Source organism: Thalassobaculum sp., from assembly GCF_040219615.1.
Lineage (GTDB): Bacteria > Pseudomonadota > Alphaproteobacteria > Thalassobaculales > Thalassobaculaceae > Thalassobaculum_A.
Genome location: NZ_JAVJSE010000010.1, coordinates 195,108 through 213,156, shown reverse-complemented (window position 1 = coordinate 213,156; position 18,049 = coordinate 195,108). Strand labels below are relative to the sequence as shown.

Genomic DNA, 18,049 nt, shown 5'->3' with positions numbered 1-18,049 from the left:
CGCAGATCGCGCCGGGATACCTTTACACGCCCTCAATTCCAGCCTTCCACCCCGGCCATGTTCGGCAGGTCGTGGGCAATCCCCTTGTGGCAGTCGATGCAGGTCTTCTGGCCGGTCACCAGGAAGGCCTGGTGGGCGTCGGCCGCCCGGGGACCCTGCCGCGAGAAATCCATGTACTCCTCGCTGTGGCAGTTCCGGCACTCCAGCGAGTCGTTGGATTTCAGCCGCGCCCATTCGTGCTTGGCGAGGTCGAGCCGCTTCGCCAGGAACTTCTCGCGCGTGTCTATGGTCCCGAAGATCGTGCCCCAGACCTCCTTCGATGCCTGCATCTTGCGGGCGATCTTGTCGGTCCAGTCATGCGGCACGTGGCAGTCCGGGCAGGTCGCCCGGACCCCCGAGTTGTTCGTGAAGTGCACCGTCTGGCGCAGCTCCTGGTACACGTTGTCCCGCATCTCGTGACAGGAGATGCAGAAGGTCTCGGTGTTGGTCGCCTCCAGCGCGGTGTTGAAGCCGCCCCAGAAGATCACGCCGGCGGCGAATCCGCCGATCGCCAGGGCGCCGAGGCTGAGATGGGCGGCGGGGCGGGTCAGGGTCGCCCAGAAGCGGGCGACCAGGGCCATCAGTTGTTTCATCGGATGCGCTCCCCGCTCACTGCCGGCCGCGGCCGGACTCGACCGCGAGCAGCGAGTCGATGTCGACGAAGTTGTTGTCGACCGCCGGCGGCACCCGCCCCTGGACGACATGGCACTGGTTGCAGAAGTAGCGGCGCGGCGACACGGTCGCCAGGAACTGGCCGTCGCGGTCCATGAAGTGCGTCACGCTGATCATCGGGGCGCCGCTCTCGGCGACCCTGGCCCGGGCGTGGCAGGACAGGCATTGGTTTCCGTTCTTGTCGAGCTGGTAGCCGTCGATCCTGTGCGGGATGGTCGGGGGCTGCTCGGGATAGGCCCGTGGCCGGCGCCGGTCGGTCTCCTCGGTCTGCGGGATGCGCGGCGGCTCGCCGTTGGCGTCCAGGGCGGCGGCCCCGCGCAGCGTCGCGATCGACGGCGTGGTCGACTGGGCGAGCACCGCGCCGCCGGCGACCGCCGCCAGCACGATGGCGACGGCGACCGGAAGCAGGGCGGCGAATGCGGATGTCCTGGTCATGTCCTGTCCTCCCTGCCTGCTCAGACCTTGGCGATGCGCACGGCGCACTTCTTGAAGTCGGTCTGCTTGGAAATCGGGTCGGTCGCATCCAGCGTGACCTTGTTGATCAGCTGGCTGGCATCGAACCACGGCACGAAGACCAAGCCGCGCGGCGGCCGGTTGCGGCCGCGGGTCTCGACCCTGGTGCGGATGCTGCCGCGCCGCGAGATCACCTCCACCTCGTCGCCGCGCCGCAGATCGAGCGACCGGGCGTCGTCCGGGTGGATGAAGCACATCGCGTCGGGCATCGCCCGGTACAGCTCCGGCACCCGCCGCGTCATCGAGCCGGAGTGCCAGTGCTCGAGCACCCGCCCGGTCGACAGCCAGAACGGATACTCGGCGTCCGGGCTCTCCGCCGCCGGCTCGTAGGGCAGGGCGAAGATCCGCGCCCGGCCGTCCTTGTTGCCGTAGAACTGCACGCCCTTGCCGGCCTCGACATAGGGATCGTGGCCCTCGCGGTAGCGCCACAGGGTCTCCTTGCCGTCGACCACCGGCCAGCGCAGGCCGCGCTCGCGGTGATAGGTGTCGAAGTCCGCCAGGTCGTGGCCGTGGCCGCGGCCGAAGCTGGCGTATTCCTCGAACAGGCCCTTCTGGACGTAGTAGCCGAAATCCCGGGACTCGTGGTTGCCGTAGTCGGCCGCCGTCTGGTCGAGCGGGAAGGCGTCGACCTGGCCGTTGCGGAACAGCAAGTCGTACAGGGTCTTGCCGGCGTATTCCGGGCGCTTGGCGATCAGCTCGGCCGGCCAGACCTCCTCGATCTTGAAGCGCTTGGAGAACTCCATGACCTGCCACAGGTCGGACCGCGCCTCGCCCGGCGCCGGCACCAGCTCGTGCCAGAACTGGGTGCGGCGCTCGGCGTTGCCGTAGGCGCCCTCCTTCTCGACCCACATGGCGGCCGGCAGGATCAGGTCGGCGGCCTCGGCGGTCACCGTCGGATAGGCGTCGGACACCACGATGAAGTTCTCGGGGTTGCGGTAGCCGGGCAGACCCTCCTCCATCATGTTGGGGGCGGCCTGCATGTTGTTGTTCACCTGGACCCAGTAGGCGTTCAGCTTGCCGTCCTTCAGCATCCGGTTCTGCAGCACGGCGTGGTAGCCGGGCTTTCCGGGGATCGTCCCGTCGGGCAGCTTCCAGATCTGCTCGGCGAACTTGCGGTGCTCGGGGTTCATGACCACCAGGTCGGCCGGCAGCCGGTGCGCGAAGGTCCCGACCTCGCGCGCCGTGCCGCAGGCCGACGGCTGGCCGGTCAGCGAGAACGGGCTGTTGCCGGGCTCCGAGATCTTCCCGGTCAGGAGATGCAGGTTGTAGACGAGGTTGTTCGCCCAGACCCCGCGGGTGTGCTGGTTGAACCCCATGGTCCACAGCGACATGACCTTGATGTTCGGGTCGGCGTACAGCTCGGCGATCCGCAGCAGCGTGTCCTTCGGCACGCCCGACAGCTCGTGCGTCTTCTCGAGCGTGTATTCCGAGACGAACGCCGCGTACTCCTCGAAGGTCATCGGCTGCGAGTCGTTGGCGGCGCCGGCGTTCTTCGCGGCCTTCTCCAGCGGATGCTCGGGGCGCAGGCCGTAGCCGATGTCGGTGTTGCCGCGCCGGAAGATGGTGTGGGCGTCGACGAACGCCTTGTTCACGCGGTCGGTCTGGATGATGTGGTTGGCGATGAAGTTCAGGATCGCCAGGTCGCTCTGCGGCGTGAACACCGCCGGGATGTCGGCCAGCTCGAAGCTGCGGTGCTCGAAGGTCGACAGCACGCAGACCTGGACGTGCGGATGGCTGAGCCGGCGGTCGGTCAGGCGGGTCCACAGGATCGGATGCATCTCCGCCATGTTCGAGCCCCACAGCACGAAGGCGTCGGCGTGCTCCAGGTCGTCGTAGCAGCCCATCGGCTCGTCCATGCCGAAGGTCCGCATGAAGCCGCCGACCGCCGACGCCATGCAGTGGCGGGCGTTGGGGTCGATGTTGTTGGAGCGGAAGCCGGCCTTGAACAGCTTGGCGGCCGCATAGCCCTCCCAGACCGTCCACTGGCCGGACCCGAACATGCCGACCGAGGTCGGGCCCTTGTCCTTCAGGGCCTTCTTGAACTTCTCGGCCATGACGTCGAACGCGACGTCCCAGCTCACCGGCGTGAACTCGCCGTCCTTGGCGTAGGCGCCGTCCCGCATCCGCAGCAGCGGCGTGGTCAGCCGGTCGGCGCCGTACATGATCTTCGAGAGGAAGTAGCCCTTCACGCAGTTCAGGCCGCGGTTGACCTCGGCCTTCACGTCGCCGTGGGTCGCCACCACGCGGCCGGCCTTGGTCGCCACCATCACCGAGCAGCCGGTGCCGCAGAACCGGCACGGGGCCTTCGACCATTTGAGGTCGGTCAGCGCGCGCTCGGTGACCAGGTTCTGGGCGGCCGCCGGCGTCGCGATACCGGCCGCCGTGGCGGCGACCGCGGCGGCCTGCGCCTTCAGCAGGCTGCGCCGCGTCAGCGTGGTGTCGGTCATGGAATGCCTCCCTGGGGTTCCGCGGCGCGTGCGTCGACCGGGTCGGACCCGGCCTCGTCGCCGTCGATGAGGTGGTAGACGAGGTTGGTGCTCAGCACCCCGTCGAGGGCCGAGACGGTGCTGGCGAAGCTGGTGACGGCGGCCTCGGACGCGGTCTCGATGACCACCACGAGCTTGCCGTTCGGGTCGCTGGCGGGGATCTCCCCGCCCTCGTCCTCGATCGCGCGGCGCACCGCGGCGAGCCGGTCCGGGCGGACCTGCACGACGAGGCTGGAAATGTGGACGGGGCCGGTCATGCCGCCCGCCCGCCTGCCCGGACCGCCGCCAGGCTCAGCGCCGATGCCGGGCACGGGCCGATGCAGGCACCGCAGCCGGTGCAGGCTTCGGCCACGACCGCGGGGACGGCGATGCGGCCGGCCGTCCGGACGAAGCCGATCGCCGATTCCGGGCAGGCGTCCCGGCAGATCTCGCAGTGGATCCCGGCATGGGCGAGGCAGTCGGCCTCGGCCACCGCCACGCGCACCGGCAGGGCCGGGGTCAGGGCCCGGTCGAATACCGGTTCGGCGCAGGCCGTCGCGCAGGCGCCGCAGAAAGTGCAGCCGCCGGCGCTCGGGTCGAGCTGCGGAAAGCCGCCATCGCCGGCCCGCAGCACGCCCTCGGGGCAGGCCGTCACGCAAGCGTTGCAGCGCGTGCAGGCCGCCGCGAGGCGGTCGTCGTCGGTCCAGGGCGGCCGCACCGTCGGCGGACCCTGGCGCAACGCGCCGCGCAGGAATCGCCGTCGGGTGCTGTCGATCGTCGCGGAACCCATCGCCCCGAACCTCCGGGCCGTCAGGACGGCGGCCCCGGTGGTCCGAGGAACATCTGTGCGATCCAGACCGCGAATCCGTAGGCGCCGACGAATCCGACCGCCAGCCCCGGGATGATGACGAAGGTGGTGGTCAGAAACACCGTGAGTTCGTTCCGCCGGGTGGCTTCCCCGGTCTGCCCCGCCGGGGCGTCGCCAGAACCCATGGCTTCCTCCTGTCCGTCGCCCTTGCCGGGCTTGTGTCCGGTCGTCGCGCATACGGCGCGGACCGGCGAATCGTCAGGTTGACCCTAGAGATGAACCTCTTGGCTGGCATTGACAAGAATCAAGTAGGATTCGCTACTGCGCGACGTCGCGACCGCGATCCAGCGGCCGGAGACCAGCGGCAGGGGGATGTGCGATGGAATCCCGGAAGCCGACGTCGAGCGATCTTGCCGTCCTGCGCGCCATGGCGCTGTTCCGGGCGCTGCCGGACCCGGCGTTCCGGCGGATCGCGGAGATCGTCAGCGTTGCCGACCTGCCCAAGGGGCACGTGCTGTTCCATCAGGGCGACGGCGCCGACCGGTTGTACGGCGTGATCTCCGGATGGGTCGAGGTGTACCGGGATGTCGAAAGCGGCGACCGGGCGGTGCTCGGGCTGTTCGGGCGCGGCGAGACCTTCGCCGAGGCGGCGATGTTCCTCGGCGGCGGCTTCCCGGCGAGCGCCGGAACCGTCGTGGCGTGCCGGATCTGCATGTTCGACCGGCCGGCGTTCGAGCGGTTGCTGGCCGCGGACCCGCAGTTGTGCCGGGGGATGCTGGGGTCGCTGGCCATCCACCTGCACCGCGTCACCCATGACGTCGAGCAGCTTCAGACGCGCAACGGCCGCCAGCGCCTGGCCGGGTTCCTGCTGCGGCTGTGCGAAGGCCGGACGGGCCGGGTCGAGGTGACGCTGCCGTTCGACAAGGCATTGATCGCGGCCCGGCTCGGCATGAAGCCGGAGAGCCTGTCGCGGAGCTTCGCCGGCCTGCGGCCGTCGGGCGTGCGGGTCGCGCACAGTGTCGTGACCATCGACGACACCCGGCGGCTGGCGGATTACTGCCGCAACGGGACCCTCAGGTCGCGCCGGCCGGCCTAGCGTCCGGTCGCCTCAGGTCGTGCGCACCGGATAGGCGCTCGGGACCGCATCGACGGCGTCATACAGGTCCGGGCGCACGCTCTCCACCCAGTCCTGGACCAGCCGGCGGGCGATCGAGTCGCGGCGCGGCAGGAACTTGCCCATGGCCGCGAAGTTCGCCAGGTCCTCGGCGGTGTACCATTGGGCGTCGCCGAGCTCGTCGTCGTTGCGGACGATGTCGAAGGACTTGGCCTCGGCATGGAAGCCGAGCATCAGCGAGGACGGGAACGGCCAGGGCTGCGAGGAGTGGTAGCGCACCATCCGCACGTGGATGCCGCTCTCCTCCCAGACCTCGCGGGCGACCGCCTCCTCCAGGGTCTCGCCCGGCTCCACGAAGCCGGCGAGCGTCGAGTACATGCCGTCCGGCCAGATCTTCTGGCGGCCGAGCAGGCAGCGCTCGCCGTCGTGCACCAGCATGATCACCGCCGGGTCGGTGCGCGGGAAATGCGGCGCCCGGCAGCCCTCGTTGGTGCAACTGCGCTGGTGGCCGCCCTTGACGCTGCGGGTCGGGTGGCCGCACACGCCGCAGAACCGGTGGCGCTGGTGCCACCACAGCAGGCCGCGGGCGTAGGCCAGCAGCGAGCCTTCGAAGCGCTCCAGCAGCGGGCCGATCCGGCGCAGGTCGGTGAACCCGCCATGGGTCGCTGTCAGGAGCTGCAGGTCGGGTTCCTCCACCGGCGACAGGTCGAGGGCGACATGGGCGATGCCGTCCAGCTCGCCCAGGAAGGCGACCGACTCGGCGTGCGCCACCAGGTGCCGGTGCTCGCCGGCCGGCAGCATGGCGGCGCGCGGGGCCGCGTCCTCGACCTCCAGCACGAAGGAGCGGGTCCGCCACACCAGCACCAGCCGGGTGTCGGCCCTTTCCAGCAGCTCGTCGAGCCAGCCCTCGCGCTCGCGGACATGGGCGGAGCGGTCGAGGCCGCCGAACCCGTAGAAGTTCGGGCGCTTGTCGATCAGGTCGGTCACGGGCGGCTCTGGCTGGTTTCTGCGGGGGTCGGCGGGCATGACGGCGCGAGTGTACACCGGCGAGGCGCACGGGCAATCGCCGGGGATGACGACAGCTCCGGTCACACCGGCAGCCGGCCGTGCTGCTTGATGTCCTTCAGGATCAGGTTGGTGCGGACATGGGCGATGCCGGGAAGGCGGAACATGAAGCCTTCCAGGAAGTCGTTGTAGGCCTCCTTGTCGCGGCACACGACCCGCAGGTGGTAGTCGGCCTCGCCAGTGGTCGAGTAGCACTCCAGCACTTCGGGACGCTCGGCGATCCGGTCGATGAACACGTCGAGCTGCGAGGCGTCGTGCCGGGTCATGGTGACGTGGACGACGGCGCTGAAGCCGAGGCCGCAGCGCCCGGCGTCGAGCACCGCCGGGTAGCCGGCGATCACGCCGGCCTCCTCGAGCGCCCGGACCCGCCGCCAGCACGCCGAGGCCGACATGCCGGCGCGCTCGGCGAGCTCCTGGTTGGAGATCCGGGAGTCCGCCTGCAGGGCCCGCAGGATGCGGCGGTCGGCGTCGGTCAGGGTCATCGGAGGGCCTGTGGTGGATAATTTGTCCGGAAACTATTACCCGACCGGATGGAATACCCAAATAATCCCTGTCAGCCGGCCTGATCGGCAACTTTCTCCAGGCCTCGGCGCTATACTGGAAAGCCGAACCGACAGGGAGCCGGGCCATGGACGATCTCGCAGGGGCACCGGTCGACACGACGTACCGCCTCGAGGACCGCTACACGCGCGGCGGCGGCCGGGTTTTCCTGACCGGCACCCAGGCGCTGGTGCGCATCGCCCTCGACCAGGCGCGCCGCGACCGCGCCGCCGGGCTGAACACCGCCGGCTACGTCTCCGGCTACCGCGGCTCGCCGCTCGGCGGCGTCGACCTGGAGCTGTGGCGGGCGAAGCGGCTGGTCGAGGAGCACGGCATCACCTTCGTGCCGGCGGTCAACGAGGACCTGGCCGCCACCGCCATCCTCGGCACCCAGCAGGTCGAGAGCGACCCGAACCGCACCGTCGACGGGGTGTTCGGCCTCTGGTACGGCAAGGGGCCGGGGGTCGACCGCGCCGGCGACGCCCTCAAGCACGGCAACGCCTACGGCTCGTCGCCGCGTGGCGGGGTGCTGGTGGTGGCCGGCGACGACCATGGCTGCGTGTCGTCGTCGATGCCGCACCAGTCGGACGTCGCCTTCATGGCGTGGTTCATGCCGACCCTGAACCCGGCCTCGGTCGAGGAATACCTGGCGTTCGGCGAGTACGGCTACGCGCTGTCGCGGTTCTCCGGCATGTGGGTCGGCTTCAAGGCGATCTCCGAGACCGTCGAGGCGGCGGCCTCGGTCGAGATCCCGGCACCGCGGCGGTTCGCGCTGCCGGACTTCGCGCCGCCGCCGGGCGGCCTGCACTACCGCTGGCCGGACCTGCCGGGGCCGCAGATCGAGGAGCGCATGGAGGCGAAGAAGAACGCGGTGTTCGCGTTCGCCGCCGCCAACCCGATCGACCGCCACATCTACCGGGTGCCGGACGCGCGCTTCGGCATCGTGACCACCGGCAAGGGCCATCTCGACCTGATGGAGGCGCTGCGCCTGCTCGGCCTGGGCGAGGCCGAGTGCCGGCGGATCGGAATCGACGTCTACAAGATCGGCATGGTGTGGCCGCTCGACCACCGCGACGCCCTCGACTTCGTGCGCGGCAAGCGCGAGGTGCTGGTGGTCGAGGAGAAGCGCGGCATCATCGAGAGCCAGTTCAAGGAGTATTTCTACGACTGGCCGGGTTCGAAGCCCGAGCGCATGGTCGGCAAGCGCGACGAGGACGGCGCCCGGCTGGTGCCGTGGACCGGCGAGCTGTCGCCGCTGCTGCTGGCGCCGATCGTGGCCGGGCGGCTGGACCGGGTTTTCCCGGGCCTGAACCTGGCGGAGCGGGCGGCCCGGCTGGCGCCGGACGGCGGCCGGGTCATCCAGGTTCCGGGGGCCACCCGGACCCCGTATTTCTGCTCCGGCTGTCCGCACAACACCTCGACCCGGGTGCCCGAGGGCTCGAAGGCGCTGGCCGGCATCGGCTGCCACTTCATGGCCAGCTGGATGGACCGCGACACCAGCTCGCTGATCCAGATGGGCGGCGAGGGCGTGAACTGGGCGGCCTCGTCCCGGTTCACCGGCAACGGTCACGTCTTCCAGAACCTCGGGGAGGGCACCTACTACCACTCGGGCTCGATGGCGATCCGCCAGGCGATCGCGGCCGGCGCCAACATCACCTACAAGATCCTGTACAACGACGCGGTCGCCATGACCGGCGGCCAGCCGGTCGACGGGCCGCTCAGCGTCCATGCCGTCGCCCACACCGTGCGGGCCGAGGGGGTGCGGCGCATCGCCCTGGTCTCCGACGTTCCGGAGAAGTTCGCCGAGGCCGATTTCCCGGCCGGGCTGACGATCCACGGTCGCGGGGACCTCGACGCCGTGCAGCGCGAGCTGCGAGAAGTGAAGGGCGTCACGGTGTTGATCTATGAGCAGACCTGCGCCACCGAGAAGCGCCGCCGGCGCAAGCGCGGCACCCTGGATGACCCGAAGCGATTCGCCGTCATCAACGACCTGGTGTGCGAAGGATGCGGCGACTGCTCGGTGGAATCCAACTGCCTGAGCGTCGAGCCGAAGGAGACCCCGCTGGGGCGCAAGCGGCAGATCAACCTGTCGAGCTGCAACAAGGACTTCTCCTGCCTGAACGGCTTCTGCCCGAGCTTCGTGACCGTCGAGGGCGCCACGCGGCGCAGGCGGGTCGTCGGTGCGGAGGACTACGTCGCCCGGGCGGCCGGGCTGCCGGAGCCGGTGCTGCCGGGTCTGGCCGAGCCCTACGACCTTCTGGTCACCGGCGTCGGGGGCACCGGCGTGATCACCGTCGGGGCGCTGATCACGATGGCGGCGCATCTCGAAGGCAAGGGCTCGTCGGTGCTCGACTTCACCGGCTTCGCCCAGAAGTTCGGGCCGGTGCTGAGCTACATCCGGCTGGCCGACACCCCCGGGCGCATCAACCAGGTGCGGATCGACCAGGGCGGGGCCGACGCGCTGATCGGCTGCGACGCGGTGGTGTCCTCGTCGCCGAAGGCGTCCGGAACCTACCGGCCGGGCACCCGCGCCGTGGTCAACACCGCGGAGATGCCGACCGGCGACGTGGTGCGGCTGCGCGACGCCGACCTGCAGGTCGGCGGCCGGCTGGACGCCATCGCCGGCGTGGTCGGGCGCGACAATCTCGCGTCGCTCGACGCCAACCGGCTGGCCGAGGCGCTGTTCGGCGACGCGGTCTATGCCAACGTCATGATGCTGGGCTTCGCCTGGCAGCGCGGGCTGGTGCCGGTCTCGCGGGCGGCGCTGGACCGGGCGATCGAGCTGAACGGCGTCGCCGTCGAAGCCAACCGCAACGCCTTCGCGGCCGGCCGGCTGGCCTGCGTCGAGCCGGGGTTCGCCGACGCCGGCGACCGTCCGTCAGGGCCCGAGGACATCGACCGGGTCGTCGTCCGGCGCGAGACCTTCCTGCGCGACTACCAGGACGCCGCCTGGGCCGCCCGCTACCGCGCCCTGGTCGACCGGGTGCGGGCGGCCGAGCCGGCGGCATATGGCGGCGCGCTGGCCGACGCGGTCGCCCGGTCGCTGTTCAGGCTGATGGCCTACAAGGACGAGTACGAGGTCGCCCGGCTGCATATGGAGACCGGGTTCCGCGCCGAGCTCGACCGGCAGTTCGAAGGCGACTTCACGGTCCGCTACCACCTGGCGCCGCCGCTGCTGCCGGGGCCGAAGGACGCCCGCGGCCGGCCGCGCAAGCGGGCGTTCGGGCCTTGGATCCAGTGGCCGATGCGGCTGCTGGCGAAGCTCCGGCGGCTGCGCGGCACGCCGTTCGACCCGTTCGGCCATACCGCCGAGCGGCGCATGGAGCGCGACCTGATCGGCTGGTACGAGGACCTGGTCGAGACCGTGCTGGCGCGGCTGCCGACCGGCGACCGGGCGACCCTGCTGGCGCTGGCCCGGGCGCCGCTGGAGATCCGTGGCTACGGGCCGGTCAAGCAGGCGGCGGTCGCCAGGACCCGGGCCGAGGTCGACCGCCTGCTGGCAGTTCCGCCGCAGGAGCGGCGGCCGGCGGTCTGAGGGCGGTCAGGCCGACCGCACCTGCGCGACGAAGCTGGTGGTCTCCATGTGCAGCTGCTCGGCGTGGCGGGCCAGGTCCTCGCTGGCGCGCCGCACGTCTTCCGCGGCGGAGCCGCTCTCGCGGGTCTCGCGGGCGACCTCGGTGATGGCCTCGGCGGCGCTGTTGCTGCTTTCGGCCAGCATGCGGACCTCGCCGGCGATGTGGCGTGTCGCCGCCGCCTGCTCGTCGATCGACCGGGCGGTCTCGCGCGCCACCTCGTCGATCCGGCCGACCGCCTCGGCGATGCCGCGGATCGCTTCGACCGCCCCCTGCGACTCGTCGCGGATCGATGCGATCTCGCCGGCGATCCGGTCGGTCGCCTCGGCGGTCTGGGTGGACAGCGCCTTGACCTCCGACGCCACGACCGCGAAGCCCTTCCCGGCGTCGCCGGCCCGTGCGGCCTCGATGGTGGCGTTCAGCGCCAGCAGGTTGGTGCGCTCGGCGATGTCGTTGATCAGGTTGAGGACGTCGCCGATCCGGTGCACCGCCTCGGCCAGCCCGGCGACGGTCACGTCGGTCTGGCGGGCCCGCTCGACGGCATCGCGGGTGATCTCGCCGGAAGCGTTGACCTGCCGGTTGATCTGCTCGATGGCGCCGCGCAGCCGGTCGACCTCGGCCTCGGTGCCGCGTGCCCGTTCGCTGGCCCCGCGGGTGGTGGCCGCGACTTCCTCGGAGCGCGCGCCGGCCCGTCCGGTGGTGTCGGTCAGGGCGGTCGAGGTCCGGTTCAGTTCCTCGGCGGCGGCCGCGACGGTTTCGGAGATCGCCCCGATGGAGGCCTCCAGCTGCGTCGCGGTCTCGCGCAGGGCGGCCTGCCGCTGCTCGGCGCTGTGCCGCTCCTGCTCCTGCTGGCGTCCGACGATCGCGGCGCGCTCGGCCTCGGCCGCCTCGGCCTGCGCCCGGGCTGCCGCCGACTGCTCGAAGGCAGCGGCGACCTGATAGGTCAGCCAGACCAGCACCGCCGCCTCGACGACGACGATCACGGCGTGCAGCACAACCCGCCCGAAGTCGGACCCGTCCGGAAACACCGCGGCCGGCAGCAGGAAGTTCAGCGACAGGTGATGGACCGCGACGACGCCGGTGGCGACCACGATCGCCCGCCAGTCGGTCAGGCCGGCCAGGATCGCGAGGCAGGCGAAGTAGTACATGTGCATGTCGATCTGCCAGGGGTGGCCGGCGAACTGGAACACCAGGATCGACACCACGCCCATCAGCCCGGCGGCCAGGGTCATCCGGGTCGCCGGATCGTCGAGCCGCCAGCGCGCCATCGCGCCGCCGAGCGCGGCCACCACCGCGACCGCGCCGACCGGCAGCAGCAGGTCACGGCCGAGGCTGAGCGCGACGGCGGCCGAGAACGGCACCTGCAGGGCCAGGAAGATGGCGAGGGCGACGGTCGCCCGCCGGCGAAGGGTGACGATTTCGGACATCGGGATTCTCCTGCGTTGCCGCGGATCAGGCGGGAACGAAACAGCCGCGGGCGGCCAGCGGGTCGACGATCAGCAACGCGCCCTGCGCGCGCAGGCGCTCGGCCAGGCCGGGACGGCCGGGTCGGACGACGAGGATGGTCGGGAGCGCGCCCTCGCGGACGATCAGGCCGTCGGCCTCGGCGACCGCGGCCGCCGCGTGCTCGCGCTGCCACCACGGCGGGAACACCGCGGCGACGCCGGCCTCGGGGTCGGCCGGCACGGCAGTCGCCGATGCCGCGGCGACCGCAAGGGTCATGATCGCGACCAGGATCGGGACGATGTACTGCACGACGGCACTCCCTCGCTGATCGGCCGGTCGATTAAGCCGATACGCGAGAAAGCCGCAGGAGGATTTAAGTAAAAGTGAATGGAGTAGCGAATGTAATCAGCGGTTATTCAGCTCGTTATTTTGTGCGCGGCAAGGTTGCCGGGGCGGCAGCCGTGACGCTACACCGCGGTGCCGCCCACCGTGATGCCGCGCATCTTCAGGGTCGGCTGGCCGACACCGACCGGCACACCCTGGCCGTCCTTGCCGCAGGTGCCGATGCCGTCGTCGAGTGCCGAGTCGTTGCCGACCATGGTGATCTTGTTCATGGCGTCCGGGCCGTTGCCGATCAGGGTGGCACCCTTCACCGCCGGGCCGATCCTGCCGTCCTCGATCAGGTAGGCCTCGTTCATCGAGAACACGAACTTGCCGGAGGTGATGTCGACCGAGCCGCCGGCGAAGTTCACCGCGAACAGGCCCTTCTTGACCGAGCGCAGAATCTCCTGCGGGTCGGCGGTGCCGTCGGCCATGAAGGTGTTGGTCATGCGCGGCATGACGTGGTGCGCATAGCTCTCGCGGCGGCCGTTGCCGGTCGGGGCCATGCCCATCAGCCGGGCGTTCTGGCGGTCCTGCATGTAGCCGACCAGGATGCCGTCCTCGATCAGCACGGTGCGCGAGGTCGGCGTGCCCTCGTCGTCGACGGTCAGCGAGCCGCGCCGGTCCGGCAGGGTGCCGTCGTCGATCACGGTGACCCCGGGCGAGGCGACCCGCTGCCCGATCATGCCGCTGAAGGTCGAGGTCTTCTTGCGGTTGAAGTCGCCCTCGAGGCCGTGGCCGACCGCCTCGTGCAGCATCACGCCGGGCCAGCCCGGGCCGAGCACGACCTCCATCTCGCCGGCCGGCGCCGGCACCGCGTCGAGGTTGACCAGCGCCACCCGGATCGCCTCGTCGACGGCATGGTGCCACTGGTCGGGATCGACGAAGCGGTCGAACATCAGCCGGCCGCCGCAACCGTAGGAACCGGACTCCATGCGGTCGCCGTCGCCGACCACCACCGACACGTTGAGCCGGACCAGCGGCCGCACGTCGCCGACCCGCTGGCCGCCGGCCCGCAGAATCTGCACCGCCTGCCACGAGCCGGTCAGCGAGGCCGAGACCTGGCGGACCCGCGGGTCCTTGGCCCGGGCGTAGGCGTCGATCTCGGTCAGCACCTTGATCTTGGCCTCGGTGGTCACGCCCTGCAGCGGGTTGGCGTCGGTGTAGAGGTGGCGGTTGGTGCCGACCGGCCCCTCGGCCATCGTCCCGGAATGCCCGGCATGGACGGCGCGGACGGTGCCGGCGGCCCGGCGGATCGCATCTTCCGACAGCTCGGAGGCGTGCGCGAAACCGCGTGCCTCGCCGGCGATGGCGCGCAGGCCGAAGCCCTGGGAGGTGTTGTAGGACGCGGTCTTCAGCCGCCCGTCGTCGAACGCCAGGCTCTCGCTCTGCCGGTACTCGAGATACAGCTCGCCGTCGTCGGCGCCGTTCAGCGCTTCGTCGACGATCGCCTGGGTTCGCGCGGCGTCGAGGCCGGCGCGGGCGAAGAACAGGTCGTCGGTGGTGGCACGGTCGGTCACGAAGCGGCTCCTGGCATGGGCGCCCGGCGGGGCGATGCTGTGTCAGCCTGACATAGGGACGGTCGGCACGGAAGTCGACGGCGGATCGGCCGTGCGGCCGTCCGGCCGCGCGCGACGCCGGGCCGCGCGGCGGTCGGCGGCGCGACCGAATGCCGCGTGAGGGCCGCTTGCCCAGGCTTTCCCAGCGTTCTAGCTTGCCTCGACGCTGCCTCCCCCGCGTTGCACAGGGCGTGCGTTGGTGTCATAACCAAGCCCGCCGCGGGGGCGCGGCGAGAGCAACGACAACGGGAACGACCGACTGATGGATCGGATCCTCGGATTGGCCGTGTTTTGGGCGCGGCGTATCGGTTGGGCGGCGGCTTCGCTCGCCGTCACCGCGACCACGGCACTGGCGGACAGGCCGTATGAATGGCAGCTCGGCATGCAGGCCAGCGTCACGCCGACTCACGACCGGCTCGATGACCTGCACAACCTCCTGCTGGTGATCATCACGTTGATCTCGGTCTTCGTGTTGGCGCTGCTGGTGTATGTGTGCCTCCGGTTCCGGGCCAGCAAGAACCCGGTGCCGTCGAAGACGTCGCACAACACGCTGCTGGAGATCGCGTGGACCGGCCTGCCGGTGCTGATCCTGGTGGTGATCGCGATCCCGTCGTTCAAGCTGCTGTATTTCGCCGACCGGGCGGTCGATCCGGACATGACCGTCAAGGTCCAGGCGCATCAGTGGTACTGGAGCTACGAGTATCCGGACCAGGCGATCAGCTTCGACAGCAACATGATCGCCGAGGCCGACCTCAAGGAGGGCCAGATCCGGCTGCTCGACGTGGACAACCGCATGGTGGTCCCGGTCGGCAAGAAGGTTCAGGTGCTGATCACCACGTCGGACGTGATGCACTCGTTCTTCATCCCATCCTTCGGCGTCCAGCTCTACGGCACCCCGGGTCGGATCAACGAGACCTGGTTCCAGGTCGAGAAGGCCGGCGTGTACTACGGGCAGTGCAACCAGATCTGCGGCACCAACCACTCCTACATGCCGATCGTGGTCGAGGCGATGGAGCAGCCGGCCTATGACGCCTGGCTGGCCGAGGCCAAGACCAAGTTCGCGATGGACGTCGACGGCGCCGGCCCCCGGCTGGCCGCGGTCGCGTCCAAGTAATCGAACGGAGACCGAACGATGAGCAGCGCTGATCACGCCCACGGCCACGACGCGCACGGGCACGACGACCACGGCGCGCCGACGAGCTTCGTACGCCGCTGGCTGTACTCCACCAACCACAAGGACATCGGGACGCTGTACCTGGTGTTCGCGGCGTGCGCGGCCATCGTGGGCGGCGGCATCTCGATCTTCATGCGCATGGAACTGCAGAGCCCCGGCCTGCAGTTCATGGAGAACGGCGACGTCTGGAACGTCTACGTCACCGCCCACGGCCTGATCATGGTGTTCTTCGTGGTCATGCCGGCGCTGATCGGCGGCTTCGGCAACTGGTTCGTGCCGATCATGATCGGCGCGCCGGACATGGCGTTCCCGCGGATGAACAACATCTCGTTCTGGCTGCTGGTTCCGGCCCTGCTGCTGCTGGTCCTGTCGATGTTCGTCGAGGGCACCGGTGGCGCCAACGGCGCCGGCGTCGGCTGGACGATCTACCCGCCATTGTCGGGCAAGCTCGGCACCCCGGGCATGGCCATGGACCTGGCGATCTTCTCGCTGCACCTCGCCGGTGCCGGCTCGATCCTGGGCGCCGCCAACTTCATCACGACCATCTTCAACATGCGCGCGCCGGGCATGACCCTGCACAAGATGCCGCTGTTCGTGTGGTCGATGCTGATCACCGCGTTCCTGCTGCTGCTGGCGCTGCCGGTGCTGGCGGGCGCGATCACCATGCTGCTGACCGACCGCAACTTCGGCACGGCCTTCTTCGAGCCGGCCGGCGGCGGTGACCCGGTGCTGTTCCTGCACCTGTTCTGGTTCTTCGGCCACCCGGAGGTCTACATCATGATCCTCCCGGCGTTCGGCATCATCAGCCAGGTGGTCAGCACGTTCTCGAAGAAGCCGGTGTTCGGCTACCTCGGGATGGCCTACGCGATGGTGGCGATCGGCGTGGTCGGGTTCGTGGTGTGGGCGCACCACATGTACACGGTCGGCCTGGACGTCGACACCCGCGCCTACTTCACGGCGGCGACCATGGTCATCGCGGTGCCGACCGGCATCAAGATCTTCTCGTGGATCGCCACCATGTGGGGCGGCTCGATCGAGTTCCGGGTCCCGATGATCTGGGCGATCGGCCTGATCTTCCTGTTCACGGTCGGCGGCGTGACCGGCGTGGTGCTGGCCAATGCCGGCGTCGACCTTGCCCTGCACAACACCTACTACGTGATCGCGCACTTCCACTACGTGCTGTCGCTGGGCGCGGTGTTCGGCATCTTCTGCGGGTTCTACTACTGGTTCTCGAAGATGACCGGGTACGAGTACAACGGCTTCCTCGCCCGCCTGCACTTCTGGGTGACGTTCGTCGGCGTGAACCTGACGTTCTTCCCGATGCACTTCCTCGGTCTGGCCGGCATGCCGCGGCGCTACATCGACTATCCGGATGCGCTCGCCGGCTGGAACTACGTGTCCTCGATCGGCGCCTACATCGGCGGTATCGGCACCCTGATCTTCTTCTGGGTGGTGATCGAGGCGTTCATGAAGAAGCGGAAGGCCGCGATGAACCCGTGGGGCGAGGGCGCCACCACCATCGAGTGGACCCTGTCGTCTCCGCCGCCGTTCCACACCTTCGAAGAGCTGCCCCGCGTGAAGTGATCCGGGGCAACCCGGGTCCAGGGGTCGAGAGGCTGCTGACGTGACCGACACCTCCGCCGACATCGTGCGGATCGACGAAGGCTCCGAGGCCGTCCCCGGCGGGACGGCCTCGGTCGCCGACTACGTCGCCCTGCTGAAGCCGCGGGTCATGTCGCTGGTGGTGTTCACCGGCGCCGTCGGCCTGGCGGTCGCCCCGGGGCACCTGCACCCGGTGCTGGCGGTGATCGCGGTGCTGTGCATCGCCATCGGCGCCGGCGCGTCGGGAGCCATCAACATGTGGTACGACCGCGACATCGACGCGGTCATGGAGCGGACCCAGGGCCGGCCGATCCCGGCCGGGCGCATGAACCCGGACGAGGCGCTGGCCTTCGGCGTCGTGCTGTCAGGTTTCTCGGTCCTGGTGATGGGGCTGGCGATCAACTGGGCGGCCGCCGCGCTGCTGGCCGGCACCATCGGCTTCTACGTCTTCGTCTACACCATGTGGCTGAAGCGCCGCACCCCGCAGAACATCGTGATCGGCGGCGCCGCCGGCGCGTTCCCGCCGATGATCGGCTGGGCGGCGGTGACCGGCGACGTCTCGGTCGTCTCGATCGTGCTGTTCGCGATCATCTTCATGTGGACCCCGCCGCATTTCTGGGCGCTGGCGCTGTGGCGCTGCGGCGACTATGCGCGGGCCGGGGTGCCGATGCTGCCGGTGGTCGCCGGCGACCGCGAGACCCGCCGGCAGATCATGATCTACGCCGTGCTGCTCGCCCCGCTTGGCGTGGCGCCGGCGCTGCTCGGCTTCGCGGGCATCGGCTACGGCGTCGCCGCGGCGGTGCTGGGCGGCCTGTTCGTGCTGGCCGCTGGCCGGGTGTGGCGCGGCAGCGACGCCGACCATCGGCCGGCCAAGCAGCTGTTCGGGTATTCCATTCTCTATCTGTTCGCGCTGTACGGCGCGCTGTTGATCGACATCCGGGTGGCGGGGTGAGCGCGGTGGCTGAGCAACGCAAGCCAACCCCGGAAGGTGACGATCCCTGGGCCTCGCGGCGCCGCAAGAACGTGGCGACCCTGGCGGTGATCCTGGGGCTGGCCGTCCTGTTCTTCGTCATCACCATCCTGCGGATGGGCTGAGGCG

General features: G+C 70.0%; 17 protein-coding genes. 6 read left to right on the top strand and 11 right to left on the bottom strand.

Annotation, left to right across the window (positions count from 1 at the left end; translation table 11 throughout):
* Positions 1-32 precede the first annotated feature (32 nt).
* Genes RIC31_RS05705 through RIC31_RS05680 form a run of 6 tightly spaced genes read right to left on the bottom strand, consistent with a single transcriptional unit; the run spans position 33 to position 4,682 of the window.
* On the bottom strand, positions 33-632 hold the full coding sequence (locus tag RIC31_RS05705; protein ID WP_350104082.1) for a NapC/NirT family cytochrome c: 600 nt from the start codon (positions 630-632) through the stop codon (positions 33-35).
* 16 nt (positions 633-648) lie between these two features.
* Positions 649-1,146 (bottom strand): nitrate reductase cytochrome c-type subunit, encoded by a 498-nt coding sequence (locus RIC31_RS05700; RefSeq protein ID WP_350104080.1) that lies wholly within the window; start codon positions 1,144-1,146, stop codon positions 649-651.
* 20 nt (positions 1,147-1,166) lie between these two features.
* The gene (napA, locus tag RIC31_RS05695; protein ID WP_350104078.1) at positions 1,167-3,671 is read right to left on the bottom strand and encodes a periplasmic nitrate reductase subunit alpha; all 2,505 of its coding nucleotides are present in this window, start codon (positions 3,669-3,671) and stop codon (positions 1,167-1,169) included.
* Positions 3,668-3,967 (bottom strand): chaperone NapD, encoded by a 300-nt coding sequence (locus RIC31_RS05690; RefSeq protein ID WP_350104076.1) that lies wholly within the window; start codon positions 3,965-3,967, stop codon positions 3,668-3,670. The genes napA and RIC31_RS05690 overlap by 4 nt, the downstream gene beginning before the upstream one ends.
* Positions 3,964-4,479 carry a ferredoxin-type protein NapF gene (locus RIC31_RS05685; protein ID WP_350104074.1) on the bottom strand — a complete coding sequence of 172 codons (516 nt, stop codon included), beginning with the start codon at positions 4,477-4,479 and terminating at the stop codon, positions 3,964-3,966. The genes RIC31_RS05690 and RIC31_RS05685 overlap by 4 nt, the downstream gene beginning before the upstream one ends.
* Positions 4,480-4,499: 20 nt before the next feature.
* Positions 4,500-4,682 (bottom strand): periplasmic nitrate reductase, NapE protein, encoded by a 183-nt coding sequence (locus RIC31_RS05680; RefSeq protein ID WP_350104072.1) that lies wholly within the window; start codon positions 4,680-4,682, stop codon positions 4,500-4,502.
* Positions 4,683-4,876: 194 nt separating this feature from the next.
* Here RIC31_RS05680 and RIC31_RS05675 point away from each other — a divergent pair, with 194 nt between their 5' ends.
* Positions 4,877-5,593: a Crp/Fnr family transcriptional regulator gene (locus RIC31_RS05675; RefSeq protein ID WP_350104070.1), complete on the top strand. Its 717-nt coding sequence runs from the start codon at positions 4,877-4,879 to the stop codon at positions 5,591-5,593.
* A 12-nt stretch (positions 5,594-5,605) separates the two neighbouring features.
* Here RIC31_RS05675 and nudC read toward each other — a convergent pair whose 3' ends face one another.
* Both nudC and RIC31_RS05665 read right to left on the bottom strand, forming a co-directional pair.
* A complete protein-coding gene (gene nudC, locus RIC31_RS05670; RefSeq protein WP_350104067.1) occupies positions 5,606-6,598 on the bottom strand; it encodes an NAD(+) diphosphatase in 993 nt (330 codons plus the stop codon).
* A 101-nt stretch (positions 6,599-6,699) separates the two neighbouring features.
* A complete protein-coding gene (locus tag RIC31_RS05665; protein WP_350104064.1) occupies positions 6,700-7,158 on the bottom strand; it encodes an Lrp/AsnC family transcriptional regulator in 459 nt (152 codons plus the stop codon).
* A gap of 146 nt (positions 7,159-7,304) precedes the next feature.
* On the opposite strand from RIC31_RS05665, the gene RIC31_RS05660 reads away from it, so the two are divergent.
* Positions 7,305-10,751, top strand: a complete 3,447-nt coding sequence (locus RIC31_RS05660) for an indolepyruvate ferredoxin oxidoreductase family protein (RefSeq protein WP_350104061.1) — start codon at positions 7,305-7,307, stop codon at positions 10,749-10,751.
* Between the two features lie 6 nt (positions 10,752-10,757).
* On the opposite strand, the gene RIC31_RS05655 is transcribed toward RIC31_RS05660, so the two are convergent.
* The 3 genes from RIC31_RS05655 to tldD form a co-directional block, all read right to left on the bottom strand.
* Complete coding sequence (locus tag RIC31_RS05655; RefSeq protein ID WP_350104059.1) at positions 10,758-12,215, bottom strand: methyl-accepting chemotaxis protein; 1,458 nt, start codon at positions 12,213-12,215, stop codon at positions 10,758-10,760.
* Between the two features lie 25 nt (positions 12,216-12,240).
* A complete protein-coding gene (locus RIC31_RS05650) occupies positions 12,241-12,543 on the bottom strand; it encodes a hypothetical protein (RefSeq protein WP_350104056.1) in 303 nt (100 codons plus the stop codon).
* Between the two features lie 158 nt (positions 12,544-12,701).
* Entirely contained in the window at positions 12,702-14,135 is a 1,434-nt protein-coding gene (tldD, locus tag RIC31_RS05645; protein ID WP_350104054.1) for a metalloprotease TldD, read from the bottom strand.
* 325 nt (positions 14,136-14,460) lie between these two features.
* On the opposite strand from tldD, the gene coxB reads away from it, so the two are divergent.
* Genes coxB through RIC31_RS05625 form a run of 4 tightly spaced genes read left to right on the top strand, consistent with a single transcriptional unit; the run spans position 14,461 to position 18,045 of the window.
* The gene (coxB, locus tag RIC31_RS05640; protein WP_350104693.1) at positions 14,461-15,288 is read left to right on the top strand and encodes a cytochrome c oxidase subunit II; all 828 of its coding nucleotides are present in this window, start codon (positions 14,461-14,463) and stop codon (positions 15,286-15,288) included.
* 18 nt (positions 15,289-15,306) lie between these two features.
* Entirely contained in the window at positions 15,307-16,932 is a 1,626-nt protein-coding gene (ctaD, locus tag RIC31_RS05635) for a cytochrome c oxidase subunit I (RefSeq protein WP_350104052.1), read from the top strand.
* 40 nt (positions 16,933-16,972) lie between these two features.
* Complete coding sequence (locus RIC31_RS05630; RefSeq protein ID WP_502990019.1) at positions 16,973-17,902, top strand: heme o synthase; 930 nt, start codon at positions 16,973-16,975, stop codon at positions 17,900-17,902.
* Positions 17,903-17,907: 5 nt separating this feature from the next.
* Positions 17,908-18,045 carry a hypothetical protein gene (locus RIC31_RS05625; protein WP_350104050.1) on the top strand — a complete coding sequence of 46 codons (138 nt, stop codon included), beginning with the start codon at positions 17,908-17,910 and terminating at the stop codon, positions 18,043-18,045.
* The last annotated feature ends 4 nt before the right edge of the window (positions 18,046-18,049 follow it).

Coding starts and splice junctions, on each gene's coding strand:
- RIC31_RS05705 (WP_350104082.1), bottom strand. CDS start 632: ATGAAACAACTGATGGCCCTGGTCGCCCGCTTCTGGGCGACCCTGACC.
- RIC31_RS05700 (WP_350104080.1), bottom strand. CDS start 1,146: ATGACCAGGACATCCGCATTCGCCGCCCTGCTTCCGGTCGCCGTCGCC.
- napA (WP_350104078.1), bottom strand. CDS start 3,671: ATGACCGACACCACGCTGACGCGGCGCAGCCTGCTGAAGGCGCAGGCC.
- RIC31_RS05690 (WP_350104076.1), bottom strand. CDS start 3,967: ATGACCGGCCCCGTCCACATTTCCAGCCTCGTCGTGCAGGTCCGCCCG.
- RIC31_RS05685 (WP_350104074.1), bottom strand. CDS start 4,479: ATGGGTTCCGCGACGATCGACAGCACCCGACGGCGATTCCTGCGCGGC.
- RIC31_RS05680 (WP_350104072.1), bottom strand. CDS start 4,682: ATGGGTTCTGGCGACGCCCCGGCGGGGCAGACCGGGGAAGCCACCCGG.
- RIC31_RS05675 (WP_350104070.1), top strand. CDS start 4,877: ATGGAATCCCGGAAGCCGACGTCGAGCGATCTTGCCGTCCTGCGCGCC.
- RIC31_RS05665 (WP_350104064.1), bottom strand. CDS start 7,158: ATGACCCTGACCGACGCCGACCGCCGCATCCTGCGGGCCCTGCAGGCG.
- RIC31_RS05660 (WP_350104061.1), top strand. CDS start 7,305: ATGGACGATCTCGCAGGGGCACCGGTCGACACGACGTACCGCCTCGAG.
- RIC31_RS05655 (WP_350104059.1), bottom strand. CDS start 12,215: ATGTCCGAAATCGTCACCCTTCGCCGGCGGGCGACCGTCGCCCTCGCC.
- ctaD (WP_350104052.1), top strand. CDS start 15,307: ATGAGCAGCGCTGATCACGCCCACGGCCACGACGCGCACGGGCACGAC.